This window comes from Hyphobacterium marinum, assembly GCF_036330325.1.
Classification (GTDB): domain Bacteria; phylum Pseudomonadota; class Alphaproteobacteria; order Caulobacterales; family Maricaulaceae; genus Hyphobacterium; species Hyphobacterium marinum.
This window is the reverse complement of sequence record NZ_JAZDRO010000004.1, coordinates 177,764-193,199: the sequence shown is the minus strand read 5'-3', so window position 1 is coordinate 193,199 and position 15,436 is coordinate 177,764. Positions and strand designations below refer to the sequence as shown.

Sequence of the window (15,436 nt, the reverse complement as noted above, 5' to 3'; positions counted from 1 at the left end):
GGCTAGAGGGTCAGGACGGCCTTGCCGGTCACCTTGCGCGCCATCAGGTCGTCGAACGCCTTCGTAACGTCTTCAAGCGGATAGGTCGCCGAGACCATGGGCTTGATCTTGCCGGCTTCGTAAAGCCGGAACAGCTCGGCCATGTTCGCCGCATTGCCTTTGGGATCATGCGCGGCCCAGGCTCCCCAGAAGACGCCGCGAATGTCGCGGCTGTTCAATAGCGCAAGATTGAGCGGAATTTTCGGGATATCCCCGGCGGCAAAACCAACGACGAGGAAGCGCGCGCCCCAGCGGGTGGCGCGCAGTGCGGCTTCGGAATAATGCGAGCCGACCGCGTCATAGACGACATCGGCCCCCTCCCCGCCCGTCAGCTCCTTGATTCGCGCCTTCAGGTCTTCGGCGTCGTAGTCGATCGTCTCGTCGGCCCCGGCCTTGCGGGCGGCCGCCAGCTTGTCCGCGCCACGGGCCGCAGCGATGACTTTCGCGCCCAAAGCCTTGCCCAGCTGAACCGCAGCGGTACCAACCCCGCCCCCGGCCCCGAGCACGACAAGGCTTTCGCCCGCTTTCAGTTCCGCGCGCTGTTTCAAGGCATGGATTGTCGTCGCATAGGTGGTGATCAGGGCCGCGCCTTCCTCGAACGGCATGGAGTCGGGCATGGGAGCGGCCTGGGTGGCGTAAACGGCGACTTTATCGGCAAAGGCCGATAGCAGGGTTGCCGCGATGACCCGGTCACCGGCCTTGAACCCCTGCACCTTGTCGCCGACGGCAGAGACGACGCCCGCGCACTCTCCGCCCGGAATGAAGGGCGTAGGCGGTTTCATCTGGTACTTACCCTCGACGAGCAGGATGTCCGGGAAATTGACGCCAGCGGCCTTGATGTCGATGACGATTTGGCCGTCGACGGGGACAGGATCGTCCATTTCGCCGATCTGCAATGTCTTGTAGGGGGCGAATTCATTGCAGATTACGGCGCGCATCAACGGGTCTCCTGTTGAGGGTTTGAGCGGGATGATGCCCCAGCCTCACCCGTCCCGCAAACTCCTGAAAAATGGGCCGGAAGCGCGGATGCGCCCCCGGCCCGCCAGTTAGGCTCCGGACCTGCCTAACCGGCAGAGGCCAGAGACCGGGAGTCGAGAATTTCGGCGGCGCGGATAACGGCGTCTTCAGACGGGGCAAGACGCCGGGCTTCGGCCAGCGCAGCGCGCGCCTCGTCGGCCTGTCCGGCACGATGGAGGGCACCGGCATGGTTGAGATGCGCACGCCAATTGGCGGGCTGCAGCGAAACGGCCTCTTCACAGGCCGCGATGGCTTCGGCGTGCTGGTCTGTCATCGACAGGGCGGCGCACCAGTTGGCGTAGGCGATCGAGCGGCGCGGGGCACTCAGCCGGGCAGGATTGCGCAGCGAGGCGCGACCGAGGCGCTCGGCGCGCTCGTAATCGCCGGCGTTGAACGCCCAGGCCGCAGCGCTGACCTGGGATGACGAACTGCGCTGGACGGAGAAGACCGGCTCACCCGGCGCATCCTGCGCCTGTGCTGCGGAGACGATCGACAGGCCGGAAACCGCGGCAAGGCACACACCGGCGAGAGACAGAATGCGGTTCATGGGGGAGGTCCTTTTCGGGATCGGAACGGATGACCGCACTCATTTCAGACCGAACACGTATGAATGTAATTGACCATTACAGCACAATCGCCATACATGAATGCATGATTGACTGGTCCGATATCCCCGTCTTCCTCGCCGTTTCCGATTCCGGCAGCCACACCGCGGCCGCGCGCCAGCTGGGCGTCAGCCAACCCACGATCGGTCGGCGGTTGACCGCCATGGAAGACAAGCTGGGCGCGCCGCTCTTCTTTCGCGAGAACGGACATCTGGAACTGACGGCGTTCGGACAGACCGTGCTCGATCACGCCCGTCGCATGGAGGATGAGGCCGGGGCCATTGCCCGCGCCGCCATCAGCCGCGACACCTCGCTGGCCGGCCCGGTCGTGTTTACTGCCTCGGAAGGCATTGGCGGGGACTGGCTGCCGCGCGCCCTGGTTGGCTTCAAACAGGCCAATCCCGACATCATCCTGGAACTCAATATCGACAACCATGCCGCCAACCTGGCCCAGCGCCAGGCTGATATCGCCCTGCGCTGGAACGGGCCGGGCAAGCAGCAAAGCCTGATCGGCCGCCGCGGCACGACAGTGGGTGCGGGCCTGTATGCATCGAAGGCCTATCTCGATGCACACGGACGGCCCCGGACACCGGCAGACCTGGCCGACCATGACGCGGTCAGCTGGTCGGTCGCGGCGAAATTCACCTGGCCGTCCATCATCAATGGCGAACAGACCCTGCCCGCGCGCGTGGCGTTTCAGGCCAACAGTCCGAACGCACTCCTGTCCGGTCTCGCCGCCGGCTTCGGGATCGGTGTTTACACACACCGGCTGGCGCTACGGCATCCGGTGCTGGAACGGGTCCTGCCCGATTTCGAGACCTCGCTGGATCTCTGGATTGTCACCCATGAGGACGTGCGGCGCAGTGCGCGGATCCGTGCAGCATTCGATTACACGGTCGCGGCGCTCGAAGCCGATTCGGCGCATTTCGCCCATGGGGCCCCGTCGATCTACGGCCCGGCCTGACGTTCGGCCCGGGCGACATCGCGTTCGAGCTGGCGGAAATCGTCGCGATTGAGATAGTGCCGCGCCTCGCGCTCAGGCGCTGGCGGGTCGGCGTCGAGCGCGTCAAAGCGGTCCGTGACATAGTGCGCCCACTCATCATCGACGAGCCAGGCCTGGCGGCGCTCTTCGGCCTCTGCCATCAGTGTATCGACCGCATCGGCAGTCAGGTGGCGGCCGAAGGAGGCAGTATCAAAGGGTGGTTCCTGCTCCTGCCCGCGCATGCGCGTGAGGATCGCCTCGCCCAGCACCGGGCGGTAGTGTGCGGGCACGTAGTAATAGGGATTTTCGGGATCGCCGGACGGGTCGGGCGGCGCGCTCAGCGACACGTCCTGATAGCCGCCGAAATCCCAGGCTTGCAGCGCCGGCCCGTCGAAACAGGGCTCACGGGCTTCAGAGGGGACGCGCGCGGCGATTTCAGCCGTGATGTCGCGCCGCAGAGCGTCTTCATACGGCTCCATGCCGACGCGGCGCGCGGCTTCCTCCTGCCAGGCATGGACCGGGTGGACGAAGACCGTGACCTGGACGCCTTGCGCCAGAAGGGCATCGATGCCCCGGAACAGGAATCGGACCCGTGCCGGGTCATAGACGTAGTCGCTATAGCCGCGATAGCGCTTCTCGATCTCCTCCTCAAAGCGCCCGGGAAGGAGCTCGGGCGCATAGGCATTCTCCCATTTCTCGTCCGAACCACCGGTCGCGTTGTCGATCACGGTCTGGGCGGCGCGGGCAAAGGCGTTCGGCGAGAGCGAGGTCTGAACATGGGAGAAGAGCGGCGGCATGCCGGTCAGCGGCGTAATCCAGTAGGTCGCATGTGCCCGCGGATAGGTGCCGAATTCGCGCAGATCCATACCGATGATGACGCAGCGCAGGTTTTCGTTGCGCGATCCGATGACGCTGGCGCGGGCCAGTTCAAATGCGCTGGTCCCCGCCATGCCGAGATTTTCATACCCGCCCGGCCAGTCCGGCATTTCGCGCGGAAAACCGTCCGCGACCCGCGAACTGCCCAGCACAATCGTGCCGGCTTCAGTGTCGAGCAGGCGGTGGCCGACGCGGACCCGGTAGCCATCTTCATGGGCGCGCGTCTTGCGTTCATTGACACCGTCAATAGTGACCCAGCCGGTCACGTCATAGGGATCGACCAGGAAGGTGAAGCTCCCGAACAGCAACAGGAAACCCGCCGCAGCCCCGGCGAGTGTCAGCGCATAGCGCCGCATGGACTTGCCCGTCCCGGAGGCGTCAGAAGTTGTAATAGATGAACTCCGCCGTGGTCCACGCGTTGACGATGGCGAGGAAGAGCAGGAAGGCGAGCCCTGTCGCGGTCCATGGTCCCGGGCTCCACCGCCAGCCCTTCTGGAACTCGACCCGCGCCGTTTCCAGCGTCATGCGGTCCAGCACATTGCGGAAAATCGAGACGGTGTCCGGCAGGCCCCAGACTATGGCCAGGCCAATGACGATGGCGATGAAAGGCTCGTCGCCGACGCTGTTGCCGACCCCGTTCAGCCCCGCCATCCCGGCAAGGACACGCCAAGCCGCATCGAAAGACTCGGCGCGGAAGAAGACCCAGGCAATCGTCACAAAGAGGAAGGTGATCCCGATGGAGAGCCACCTGGCCTTCGAAAACAGCCCGTTGGGGAAAAAGCGGTTGAGCATGTGACACCAGGCCAGCCCCAACCCGTGTAGCCCGCCCCAGACCACGAAAGTCCAGGCCGCGCCATGCCAGAGCCCGCCCAGCAGCATGACGATGGCGACATTGATCATCCGCCGGACCAGGCCGTTCCGGCCGCCGCCCAGCGGGATGTAAAGATAGTCGCGCAGAAAGCGGGACAGCGTGATGTGCCAGCGCCGCCAGAAATCGATCACCGACACCGCCCGGTAGGGCGCATTGAAGTTTATCGGCAGGCGGTAGCCGAACATGCGTCCGAGTCCGATCGCCATGTCCGAATAGCCCGAGAAGTCGAAAAAGATCTGGAAGGAGTAGGCAAGCGCGCCGGTCCAGGCTTCCAGCAGGCCCAGCTCGTCTCCCCGTGCCGCTGCACCGAAAGCGCTGGCGGCGAAGGGTTCCATATTGTCCGCGAGCAGGACTTTCTTGGCGAGGCCGATGGCGAAGATCGACAAGCCGACACCGATATTTTCTGCCAGATCGTCCTTGCGCTTGGCGTCGTCATATTGCGGCGCGATCTGGTCATGCCGGACAATTGGACCAGCGATAAGCTGCGGGAAGAAGGAGACGAAGAGCGCATGTCCGGTCAGCGAGCCGGGCTTCGCATGCTTGCGCGCGACATCCACGAGGAAACTGATCTGCTGGAACGTAAAGAATGAGATCGCCAGAGGCAGGGTGAAATGCGGTTCGGGAATCGCGGTTCCCGCCACGGAATTGACGTTGCCGACGAAAAAGTCGGCGTATTTGAACAGGCCAATGCTGGCGAGATTGGCAATGATGCCGATGGCGAGCCAAGGCTGGGTTCGGTGATTGGCTATGACCAAGCCCAAAAGGTGGTTGATCACGATCGAGCCGAGCAATAGCGGCAGATAGCGGATGTCCCACCAGGAATAGAAGATGAGCGAGGCAATCGTCAGCGCGACCAACGCGGCATGATGCGCGACCCAGTGGCGCAGCAGGTAGTAGACCAGCAGCGTTGCTGGCAGAAAGACGAACAGAAATTCGAAAGAATTGAATAGCATGTCCGCCCCGCCCCCGCGGCCACCCTCCCGGCAATCCCGCGTTTGAAAGCCGCATAGCAGGCGCGCCGCCGTCGCGCAATTTGGCGCGATGCGCCCGGCCATGAATGCGATCTGAATTTCAGGCTCAGGAACGGGTCAGGCGAGATTTGCCAGTTTCGCCTCCGTTATCGCCCGTACGGGTCACTCCAGTGCGGACACCAGCAAGGAGGAAAGACCATGTCCCTGTCGAAGAAACTTCGTTCTGCCGTTGCCGCCGCCGGACTGACTTTCGCGGCCGCCGGACTGGCCGGCGCGCCGGCACAGGCCCAATACTACAACAACCTGCCTTATGAGCCCTGCCAGTTGCTTGTCGTCCAGGGCGGCAGCCAGGTCACGGTGATCGCCCAGGTCGCTCCCGGCATTTCGGGGAGCTATCGCCTGACTGCCGACTCAGCGACGCCCGGCAATGCCGCCTTCATTGACCAGAGCGGCGACTTCCGCGGTGTGCCGGGCCGGTTCACGCTTCTGTCCCGGGCGCTTCTGAGCACCGCCTACATCCAGGAGGCGGGCCAGCCGATCAACGGCAATCCCTACGCCCCGCGCCGGACGATGGATGAATTGCGGGAAGGCACGCTCGGTGTCGATGCCCTGCTTGATGTGACACTTGAGGTCGTTGATGACCGCGGTCGGACCGTCTGCCGCAAATCGGACTATCAGTTCGCGCAAATGCCGGCACAGGCCCGCATGGGCGGGGCTGCCCGCCGCCCAGGAGGCTGGTAAGCCGTACAGTCATTCGCCGAGCCTTGCGAAGCGCCCGGACCTCATGGTCCGGGCGTTTTGCTGTCTGACGATACGGATTCCCCAGCATGAACGCGCCAGTCAGCTTCGCTTCACCTAGCTGATTTTCATATGAATTTCGTACTCACGCGGCGCTCAGATCGGCCTCGCTAGAAGAGGGTCATGGTCGCAGATGCAGGAACGCATCCGGCTTCAGACAAGGAGAGAAGACATGAAATTCCGTAACCTCATCGCTGTCCTGGCCGTTTCGGCTTCGGTGTTCAGCATCGTCGGTGCCGCCGACGCCCAGTCCCGCAACCGCGTGTCGGTCAATCAGGCCGGCTATGCCAACGAAGTCGGCGGTCGTCAGGCCGGCTACCGCAACCAGATGATCATCGACCAGTACGGTCAGCGTCAGTGGGTGACGGTGCTTCAGGACGGGACCGGCAACGGCACGACCGTCTATCAGGAAGGCGTCCGCAACGGGGCCCTGGTCGACCAATATGGCAATGCCAACAGCGCCGTGATCGGCCAGAATGGCCGCAACCTCGACGCGGCGAGCGTCCAGACCGGTTACCGCAATGAAGCCGGCATCGCCCAGATCGGCCGTAATCACACCGCCACGACGATCCAGTCGGGCAGCTACAATACCGCCGGCGTGATCCAGGTCGGCAATGGCCAGAACGCCACTGTCCGCCAGTCGGGCCGCGGCAATGTCACCCTGGTCATCCAGGGCGAACACTAAACGCGCCGGCCCTTACCGCCTGTCGACAAAGCGGGCGATCAGGGACCAGTAATGCGACGGAAACAGCCGCTCCAGCAGGGCGGCTGTTTTCGCGTCCTGGCCCACGAGAATCCGGGCCTTGTTGCGGGCGACACCGGAGAGGATGATGGACGCGGCGCGGTCCGGATCCATCCTAAGCAAACGCCGTGACCGCTCCAGTCCGGCCTGTCTGTCGGTGTCACTGACCGACTCGGGCATTCGCGCCCGCTCGGCGATCTTCGTGGCCACGCCGCCCGGATGCACGGTGGTGACGGCAATCCCGCTTCCCGCAAGCTCATGGCGGAGCGAATCGGAAAACCCCCTCACGGCATACTTGCTGGTGCAGTAGGCCGTTTGACCGGCCGGAGCGATCAGGCCGAACAGGCTGGAAATATTGACGATATGCGCGGTTCCGGCGCGGCGAAGCTGGGGCAGGAAAGCGCGCGTCGTGTTCACGACACCGCCCAGATTGATGGCGAGCAGCCAGTCGAAATCCTCGGCCGGAACCTGATGGAAGTCACCGCCGAGTGCGACGCCCGCATTGTTGAACAGGAGGTTCGCGCCGCCATGGGCACGGTCGACCAGGCCGGCAAACTCCTGGATCGCCTCCCGGTCAGCGACATCAAGCCGGGTGGTGATCACGCGAACGCCGCTTTCCGGCAATTCGTCCGCCAGCGCGGCAAGCCCCTCCCCGTCAATATCGCCCAGGGCCAGATGGCATCCTGCCGCCGCCAGAGTCCGGGCCAGCGCCGCGCCGATTCCGCTGGCCGCACCAGTGATGACGGCCGTTCGGCCCGAAAAAACAGACAGTCCGCTCACGTTCGCTCTTGCCGCCTAGGATGCACCAATGGCCCGGAGCCATAATTCGTAGCGCCGGTCGACCTTGTTGGCGGTGGCCAAATCCCTGTCCTTCCCTGACCCCGGTGAAAGCGCATGCCGGGCATCTTTCGGCGACAGTCCGAACTCCGCCTTGAAGACGCGGCTGAAATGCGGATCGGATTCAAAACCGTTGCGAAGTGCAATTTCACCTATGGGAGTCTTGCGTCCGGCGCGGCAGTCATGGGCCATGTCACGCAGCGCGGCACGCAGACGCTCCTTGCGAATGAAGGACGCCACACCGCCCAGCGGCGCAAAATGCCGATAGAGGGTCGCACGGGAGCAGCCCAGAAAGTCGCGGACCCGGTTCTGGTCGACGCGCCGTCCTTCGCGCACCTGCCGGCGGATAAAATGTTTGGCTTGCAGGAGTTGGGCAGCTCGTGCCGCCGTGCCACCGGCTGTCTTTCGTGCCTTGCCGCGATAGCATTCGGTCACAAGGTCGAGCGCGGCACGGACACCGGCCCTGGCTTCCTCCACGTCCATTTCGGGCAGCGACCGCTGCAGCCCCAGCATGAAATCGGCGGTCAGGCGAGCCAGCGGCGTGTCATCCCCAACCGTGTTGAGATGGACGCCTTCCATTGCCGTGCCGAGCCTGTCCTCTATCTCGTGCCGGGGCACGATAAAGGACACCAGGTCGAACTGGTCGTTGACCGTCCGGGACTCCCGGGTCAGGTCGAACCCTGTAACCATGCCGGTTCCGGCCAGTCGGCGGGTGTCATCCTGCTGGCGAATACCGCCGCGCGCGAAGACCTGGAACATCACGCTTTCGATGCCATCCATGACCGGCCGCATGGCTGACCGGCGGAAGGATTGCCGTCCCGCCTGCACGCGCGAAATCATCGTTCCGTCGACAAGTGCGCTGTCCAGCCGCGCGCGATAGGCATGACGCACACAGTCGGGGTCTGCTGTCACGTCGAACAGGACGCCGATACTGTCTTCCCAGAGCGCGAATTGCTCATGACCGGGCAGACCGGCGGTATCAAAAACGGAAATTTCGACCGGCTGCACCCTGCCATCCCCGGAATGCGCCGGAGGCGGCGTGCTCTGCTGCTTGTCCATACTCCCCCCGGGCACGCTCTGTGTGCGTTGCAACCCCCACGCTCATTTGACCGGCTTTGAGACGCTCATGCAAGTCCACCGGCCAATTTGAGACGGACCGGCTAACACCTGCCTGGCCCCGCAAATTACGGTGTCCATTGAGATTAAGGAAATCCGCAGCGTGAGAGTCCGGGCTCCCGGACTCCGCGTTGTCCCCTATCGGAGACTGGACGATGAAAACCGCTCTGCTCGCTGTAGTTGCTTGTGTAATGTCGTTTTGCCTGTCAGCTGGCGCGCTCGCTCAAGCCCCGGCCGACCTGACCGAGACCGACCGGCAGATCCTTGGCGAGGGCGGCCGCATTCCGGTACTGGTCATGCTGGATGTGCCCGATTTGGCCAGCGATCTGGGACTGGATTCCGGCCCGGCCAGCGATGCCCACAGCACTGCGATTGCCAGCGTCCAAGACCACGTCCTTCAGTCCGTATTTGGAGCCGGCCGGACGGCCCTGCTTGATGCACGTGACCGCTTTGACGCCCGGCTACGCAACGGCGTCGCCGAGGATGGCAATGTCCCCGCGACCCCGGTTCTGCGGCACGCCTACCACTATACGCCGGCGCTCGCGCTGACCGTCGACGGTGCGGAACTGACCGCGTTGCGTTCCGTGCCCGGTGTCGACCGGGTTGTTACCGACGGCCGGAATGACGCCTTCATGGACGAATCCCTGCCACTGATCGGCGCGACGACACTTCACAATGCCGGCCTGACCGGTCAGGGCGTCGCCGTTGCCATCGTCGATACGGGTACGGACATCGACCACCCGATGTTCGCCGGCAAGGAAATCGCATCGGCATGCTTCTCCAGCTACACGCCGGAGACCACGTCGCGCTGTCCCGGTGCCGGATCGGTGGAGATCGGACCGGGGGCTGGTGATTCCTGTGAACGGTGCGACCTGGAGGCGATTCACGGCACACATGTCGCCGGCACGGCTGTGGGGGCCCCATTCACCACGACGGTTGACGAGGCCGAGCGGACGATATCCGGCGTCGCCCCGGGAGCCTATCTGGTGCCGGTCAACGTCTTCACCACCATTGAAAACGATACGACGGCCCTCGACAGTGACCTGATTGCCAGCCTCGAATGGCTCTACCAGAATCGCATGTTGCCCAACCCGGAAGGCGGAGACCCGATACCGCTGGTCGCCATCAATATGAGCCTCGGCGGCGGCCGCTACTTCGACTATTGCTACACTGATCCCCGTGCGCCGATCATTTCGTTGTTGCGCAGCGCCGGTGTGGCAACCGTGATCGCCTCGGGCAACGAATACTACAACGACTCGGTCGGTGGGCCGGCCTGTGTCCCCGACGCCGTGACCGTTGGTGCGACTGATCGCAACGATGCCGTCGTTGCCTTTTCCAACAGCTTCTTTCCGGTCGATTTGCTGGCCCCGGGTGTCGGCATCCGCTCGGCAACCGATGTGGTTGATGGCGAAGCACCCGGCGCAGTGGCGCTGAACGGCACATCGATGGCGACGCCGCATGTCGCCGGTGCTTTCGCTCTGCTGGCTGCGGCCTATCCCGACGCCTCGGTCACCGATATCGAACAGGCGCTCCGGGTCACGGGCCGTCCTGTCACCGACCCCGACAACAACCTCACGCGCCCGCGGATCAACATTGCCGCGGCCCGCGACTATCTGGCCTCGCTGGCCTCCATCGAGGGCCCGATCGCGATGACGCCGCAACTGCGCTATTTTGCGTCGATCAATATCAATCGCCCCGAAGAACCGGACCCCGCGATCTATGAAATCCGCAACACTGGGGACGCCGCTGTCACGGTTACGGTGGCTTCGGTCGGCAATGACGCCATCATGTTCGGTGAAGGCATTCGCGAGTTCAGTGTCGAACTGCTCGGCGGCGAAGCGTTTGATATCGGCGTTCAGGTCGACCTTGCCGAAGTGATCGATGGCACGCTGAACGGCACTGTCCGCGTCACGGCACCCTGGCAGGGCGGCACACAAGTCGTTCAGATTCCGGCCACGGTGACCGGCTACGCGGGACCGACGACTGTCCAGCGGCCCGCGAACGACAATTTTTCCAGCGCGACCCGGATCACGGACAGCTCGATCCTGCTGAACGCCAGCACCTATGGTGCAACGATCCAGGCCGGCGAGCCCGATCATGACGGTGAGGATACGTACGGTTCGATCTGGTACGCGATCGAGGCCATCCGCGATGGCTATGTCCGTCTCGCCATGGAAGGCCGACTGGGGCGCAACACGATAGCGGTGTATCGCGGCAACTCCATTGCCGCGCTGCAGCAGATCGCGGCCGGATCACAGACCAATGACGACGTTATTCTGACCTTTGAGGCCGAGGAGGACGCAACCTATTACGTGGCCCTCGATTATGCCCCGCCGCCCAACTCGCTGGGGGGTGAGTCACAGCAACCGATCCGGTTCGTCGTTGACCCGCTTGTGGGAGACTATGACTCGTTCGCGAATGCGCTGGAATTGACGTCCCCGGGAGGCGTGAGCCTTGTCAGCTTTGCCGGTTCCACGACCGAAGACGGCGAAGATGATGCACTCAGCCCGGACTTTTCCGGCACCATCTGGATGCACGCCACCGGTCAGCCCGGTGACCGGCTCCGCCTGGCGATCACCCAGGTCACGAATACGACTTTCCTGACCTACTATTCAGGCAGCGAGCTCGGCAATCTGACGGAATTGGGCCTGGCGAGCGCCTCGACCTTCCGCCCGTTCGACACCACGCTCGAAATCCCGGAAGGCGGCCTTTACATCGCGCTCCAGCAATACGGCACTCCGTCGCCGTCCGAACGGGCCGGTGAAATGCTGTTCCGCTGGCAGATCGCGCCTGATCCGGCGTTCGCCCAGGTCGCTGCCGCGATTGCGCCCATGGCCCGCGCTGTTCGCCGGGGCGGTTTCACCACGGCTCTGGCTGCAGCTTCGGTTGGCGGCACGCTGAATGCCACCGATTGCGGTGTCTTTCCTGAACGCGGCGCACCTTACGCGTCGCGCTTCATGCCGGTAACGCCAGTGTCCGGCGAGAATGGTGACGGTGCGGACATTCCCGCTGGCGGATCCCAGATTTTCGCCTTCGGCGGGGAGTTCAGCACCAATCCAGGTCTCGGCCCCATGGCCGGTCTTGAACTGATCGATTTGCAGGTCGTCTGTGACAATGGCGCGTCGCCGGGCGACCGCTTCCTGTCACGGATGCATGTCACGATCAGCGATACACCAGTCGTCGACCTGGTCGCCAGCCCGGCCACGACGGACCCGCTGGCGGCCACGCTGGCACCCAACGGGGCGACCCGGTTTGCCGTGGCTGCCGTCAATCTGGGCGACGCGACGGAAGGCAATGTCTTCGCGGTGCCCCTGGCTATCGCCGACGAGCGAGCCCTGAGCCTGTTGCCGGATCTCGTCTTCAACCTGGTCGAGATGGTCAATGGCAATCCGCCCTTCCATCCGTTGCCGCTGGATATCGGGATCTGCCAGACGGACGATACCGGTGCCTGTTTCAGCAGTGAAGGCTTCCAGCCCGTCGCGCGACTGGGCAGCATCCGGCCCAATGAAACCCGGACGATGACTGTGCGACTTACCGGTCAGGGAGAGGCGGTGGACTTTGCGCCGGCGGCCAACCGCATCGTCGTTGCCTTTGTCCAGGTGGACGAGTTCGACGTTGAAAACTGGGGCCAGCCGCGCCTGGTTGGCATGACCAGCGTGGCGGTGCGCACCATCGAGCCCTGATTCCAGCGAACCTTCAGGGCCCGTGAAGCGGGGCGGTTCCTTCCTGGAGCCGCCCTGTTTCTCTTTGCGGGCTATTCAGCCGCTTCAGCAAAGGAGTCCGTGCGGACGTCTCCGGCACGGCGGAAGGCCAGTGCGCCATCCTCCAGCCTGCCGTAGCGGATGGCGAGCATGTCCTGGAAATAGTTCTGATAGGCGCGCCAGGGCGGTTTCGTTCCCTGCCGGGGCATGCGGTCGATGGCGCGCTGGATATAGCCTGAAGAAAAATCGAGCAGCGGCGCGGGTTCAATGTCCTTGGGCGGTTCAGGCACGCAATAGTCACAGCCCTCGCGCGCCATGTGATTGAGCAATCGGCAGACCCGTTCGCAGGTCAGATCGATCTTCAGCGTCCAGGACGCGTTCGTATAACCGAAGCAGATGGCAAGGTTGGGCAGACCGCTCAACATCATGCCGCGATAGGCGAAATGCTCCGCTGCGTTCCAGACCTGCCCGTCGACCGTTAATTCGATCCCGCCCATCAGGAGGATATCCAGCCCCGTGGCCGGGATGATGATATCGGCTTCGACCGTCTCGCCTGATGACAGGCGCACGCCTTCGGGCACAAACCGCTCGATTGTGTCGGTGCGGATATCGGCCTTGCCGCCTTTAAGCGCCGCGAAGAAATCGCCGTCGGGCGCGAGGCAGAAACGCTGGTTCCACGGGTCGTAGTCGGGGGTGAAATGCCGATCGACGTCAAAATCCTCGCCCAGCTCGCCCCGGATGTATGTCTTGATCTGCTTTCTGATATAGCCCGGCCAGCGTTGCGCCATCTCATAGAAGAGGATGGAGAGCGCAATATTCTTCGTTCGCGAAATAGCGTAAGCGCTCTTCTCGGGGAGAATCTTGCGCAGCGTGTCGGCGATGACGTCGCGCGAGGGCCGCCCGGCGATATAGGTCGGCGAACGCTGGATCATGGTGACATGAGCCGCCTCTTCCGCCATCGCCGGGACCAGCGTCACCGCCGTCGCGCCACTGCCGATCACGGCGACGCGCTTGCCAGCATAGGCCTGATCCTCGCGCCATTTCTGCGGGTGGATGATTTCACCGGCGAAGTCTGAAGCGCCTTCGAACTCCGGCTCATGGCCGCGATCATACCGGTAATAGCCCGAGCACATGACGAGGAATTTCGCGGTAAGCGTCACTGGCCCGGAGGCGGTCTCCGCCCGCACAGTCCAGTGCGCGGCCCCCGTGTTCCAGGCCGCCGAAACGACGCGATGGCCAAAACGTATCTTCTCCATGATGTCGTGGCGTTCGGCCGTGTCGCGCACATAGTGGCGGATACTCGGCCCGTCGGCGAAAACCTTGCCATCCGTCCAGGGCCGGAAGGCAAAGCCGAACGTGTACATGTCGCTGTCCGACCGGATGCCGGGATAACGGAAGAGATCCCACGTGCCACCGACCGCTTCACGTGCTTCGAGGATGGCATAGCGCTGGTCCGGTGCTCGCTTTTGCAGGTGGTAGCCTGCGGCTATGCCGGAAATCCCGGCCCCGACAACCAGGACATCCAGATCGGTTTCGGTCATGCGTTCTCTCAAGGTTTCAACAGCGTTATAGAAAAATTTAGCCAATATGGAATGTCCACAGAAGTGGATGGCGCATTTGCCAATCTAGTTGTATTTGAACCTTTCGCATATAATTCTGATTAAAAGGCACGGGAATGGATAGCGAACAATTTGAATCTGAATGGCAAAAATTAAAACGCGAACGCCGTGACTTGGCTATCGAATTCTCCGATGCTCACAGAATTGCTGCGTTAGGTCGAGCTGAAAGTGCTCGCCGCGAAGTCGGACGGTATCGAGTCGCGGGAGCAGCTGGCGCAATAGCATTACTTGCGAGTCAAATTCCGAATGCAGAAGGCGCATTTATTTTATTAACGATACCGATATTTTTCTTTTCTTGGTCTTTATATTGCAGCATAATTTCTCTGAACAAGTCGGTTTCTGAACAGATAGATTTCCCGTCCAAATGGACCAATTGGTCGATGAAGGTAATTCACGTAATTGGGATGCAACGATTCGAAGATGGCATTCCTGATCTACCTGAGGAGCCAAAGTACGAAGTTCGTCCATCTGACAATTGGGCGGCCCGTGCCCATGGGGCGCTCATCGGCGGCGGAATAGGGGCAGCCTTCTACCTAATCGAGAGAGCTGGCGCATTCAGTCGGCTAGAGCAGTTTATTGATCATTTTACAAGCTAGTTCGTAATTTTCGGATCAGTAGATTGCACCTGAGATATATCTGGATCTTGCTAGCAGGTTGGAGAATCGTCCTCACCCCCAGCCTTCCTTTCATTGGCCTTTTCCAAGATCGCCTCGATTTCAGACAACTTGGCCTTCTCCGACGCAATCGCCAAATTGATTGGGTGGTCAGGAGATACATGCAATAACCTGATCTGCCGTAAACTATCGCGCGCCTTCCTGTCGGCATCTTCAAGCCGCTGAAGTTCAGGGCCACCAATTCCTTTGCGGCGGATTCGAAATAGCCGTTTTGCCACGGATTGACGCTTTTGAAGCGCGCGAGACAATTCTTCACTTTTGTTTTTGCGAAGCCGTAGCACCCGCTTTCGAGCGCGGTCACGCCTTTCTCGGAGAAGCCGCAACTCGGATTTGGGCCGTTTTGGATCGTCTATCGCCCATTCACGGTCATCAAGCCTGACTTTGAGCGGATCAGGGTCGCGCGGAGGATCGTTCCACCTGAGTTTCCTCACCTGCCAACTCCTTCAAAGCAAGTCCAACTTTGATAGGGATGGCCATCAATGACAAGAAAATGGTGCCCGGGGGCGGATTCGAACCACCGACACGCGGATTTTCAATCCGCTGCTCTACCAACTGAGCTACCCGGGCACCGGGCGGCAGGAGACAGTC

13 protein-coding genes and 1 tRNA gene are annotated in these 15,436 nt (G+C 62.5%); 5 read left to right on the top strand and 9 right to left on the bottom strand.

Going from position 1 to position 15,436, the window contains the following annotated elements; translation table 11 throughout:
- Positions 1-2: 2 nt before the first annotated feature.
- On the bottom strand, positions 3-977 hold the full coding sequence (locus V0U35_RS10630) for an NADPH:quinone oxidoreductase family protein (protein WP_330196690.1): 975 nt from the start codon (positions 975-977) through the stop codon (positions 3-5).
- Positions 978-1,102: 125 nt separating this feature from the next.
- Positions 1,103-1,603 (bottom strand): tetratricopeptide repeat protein, encoded by a 501-nt coding sequence (locus V0U35_RS10625; RefSeq protein ID WP_330196689.1) that lies wholly within the window; start codon positions 1,601-1,603, stop codon positions 1,103-1,105.
- 104 nt (positions 1,604-1,707) lie between these two features.
- Here V0U35_RS10625 and V0U35_RS10620 point away from each other — a divergent pair, with 104 nt between their 5' ends.
- Positions 1,708-2,625, top strand: a complete 918-nt coding sequence (locus V0U35_RS10620; RefSeq protein WP_330196687.1) for a LysR family transcriptional regulator — start codon at positions 1,708-1,710, stop codon at positions 2,623-2,625.
- On the opposite strand, the gene V0U35_RS10615 is transcribed toward V0U35_RS10620, so the two are convergent.
- Both V0U35_RS10615 and V0U35_RS10610 read right to left on the bottom strand, forming a co-directional pair.
- On the bottom strand, positions 2,610-3,875 hold the full coding sequence (locus V0U35_RS10615) for a hypothetical protein (protein WP_330196686.1): 1,266 nt from the start codon (positions 3,873-3,875) through the stop codon (positions 2,610-2,612). The two genes, V0U35_RS10620 and V0U35_RS10615, sit on opposite strands and share 16 nt — an antisense overlap.
- Before the next feature lie 22 nt (positions 3,876-3,897).
- Positions 3,898-5,343, bottom strand: coding sequence for an MBOAT family O-acyltransferase (locus V0U35_RS10610; protein WP_330196685.1), 1,446 nt, complete (start codon positions 5,341-5,343; stop codon positions 3,898-3,900).
- A gap of 216 nt (positions 5,344-5,559) precedes the next feature.
- On the opposite strand from V0U35_RS10610, the gene V0U35_RS10605 reads away from it, so the two are divergent.
- Together V0U35_RS10605 and V0U35_RS10600 are read left to right on the top strand one after the other, a co-directional pair.
- Complete coding sequence (locus tag V0U35_RS10605; protein WP_330196684.1) at positions 5,560-6,102, top strand: hypothetical protein; 543 nt, start codon at positions 5,560-5,562, stop codon at positions 6,100-6,102.
- A gap of 229 nt (positions 6,103-6,331) precedes the next feature.
- Positions 6,332-6,844, top strand: a complete 513-nt coding sequence (locus V0U35_RS10600; RefSeq protein WP_330196683.1) for a curlin-associated protein — start codon at positions 6,332-6,334, stop codon at positions 6,842-6,844.
- A 12-nt stretch (positions 6,845-6,856) separates the two neighbouring features.
- On the opposite strand, the gene V0U35_RS10595 is transcribed toward V0U35_RS10600, so the two are convergent.
- Together V0U35_RS10595 and V0U35_RS10590 are read right to left on the bottom strand one after the other, a co-directional pair.
- A complete protein-coding gene (locus V0U35_RS10595; protein WP_330196682.1) occupies positions 6,857-7,681 on the bottom strand; it encodes an SDR family NAD(P)-dependent oxidoreductase in 825 nt (274 codons plus the stop codon).
- 15 nt (positions 7,682-7,696) lie between these two features.
- Positions 7,697-8,797 (bottom strand): helix-turn-helix transcriptional regulator, encoded by a 1,101-nt coding sequence (locus V0U35_RS10590; protein ID WP_330196681.1) that lies wholly within the window; start codon positions 8,795-8,797, stop codon positions 7,697-7,699.
- A gap of 212 nt (positions 8,798-9,009) precedes the next feature.
- Here V0U35_RS10590 and V0U35_RS10585 point away from each other — a divergent pair, with 212 nt between their 5' ends.
- Positions 9,010-12,537: a S8 family peptidase gene (locus tag V0U35_RS10585; RefSeq protein ID WP_330196680.1), complete on the top strand. Its 3,528-nt coding sequence runs from the start codon at positions 9,010-9,012 to the stop codon at positions 12,535-12,537.
- Between the two features lie 71 nt (positions 12,538-12,608).
- Here the strand turns inward: V0U35_RS10585 and V0U35_RS10580 are convergent, their stop codons facing one another.
- Positions 12,609-14,096, bottom strand: a complete 1,488-nt coding sequence (locus V0U35_RS10580; protein ID WP_330196679.1) for a flavin-containing monooxygenase — start codon at positions 14,094-14,096, stop codon at positions 12,609-12,611.
- Between the two features lie 134 nt (positions 14,097-14,230).
- Here V0U35_RS10580 and V0U35_RS10575 point away from each other — a divergent pair, with 134 nt between their 5' ends.
- Positions 14,231-14,770, top strand: a complete 540-nt coding sequence (locus V0U35_RS10575) for a hypothetical protein (protein WP_330196678.1) — start codon at positions 14,231-14,233, stop codon at positions 14,768-14,770.
- A gap of 50 nt (positions 14,771-14,820) precedes the next feature.
- On the opposite strand, the gene V0U35_RS10570 is transcribed toward V0U35_RS10575, so the two are convergent.
- Positions 14,821-15,279: a hypothetical protein gene (locus tag V0U35_RS10570; RefSeq protein ID WP_330196677.1), complete on the bottom strand. Its 459-nt coding sequence runs from the start codon at positions 15,277-15,279 to the stop codon at positions 14,821-14,823.
- A 60-nt stretch (positions 15,280-15,339) separates the two neighbouring features.
- Positions 15,340-15,415 (bottom strand) — tRNA-Phe (locus V0U35_RS10565).
- Positions 15,416-15,436 lie beyond the last annotated feature (21 nt).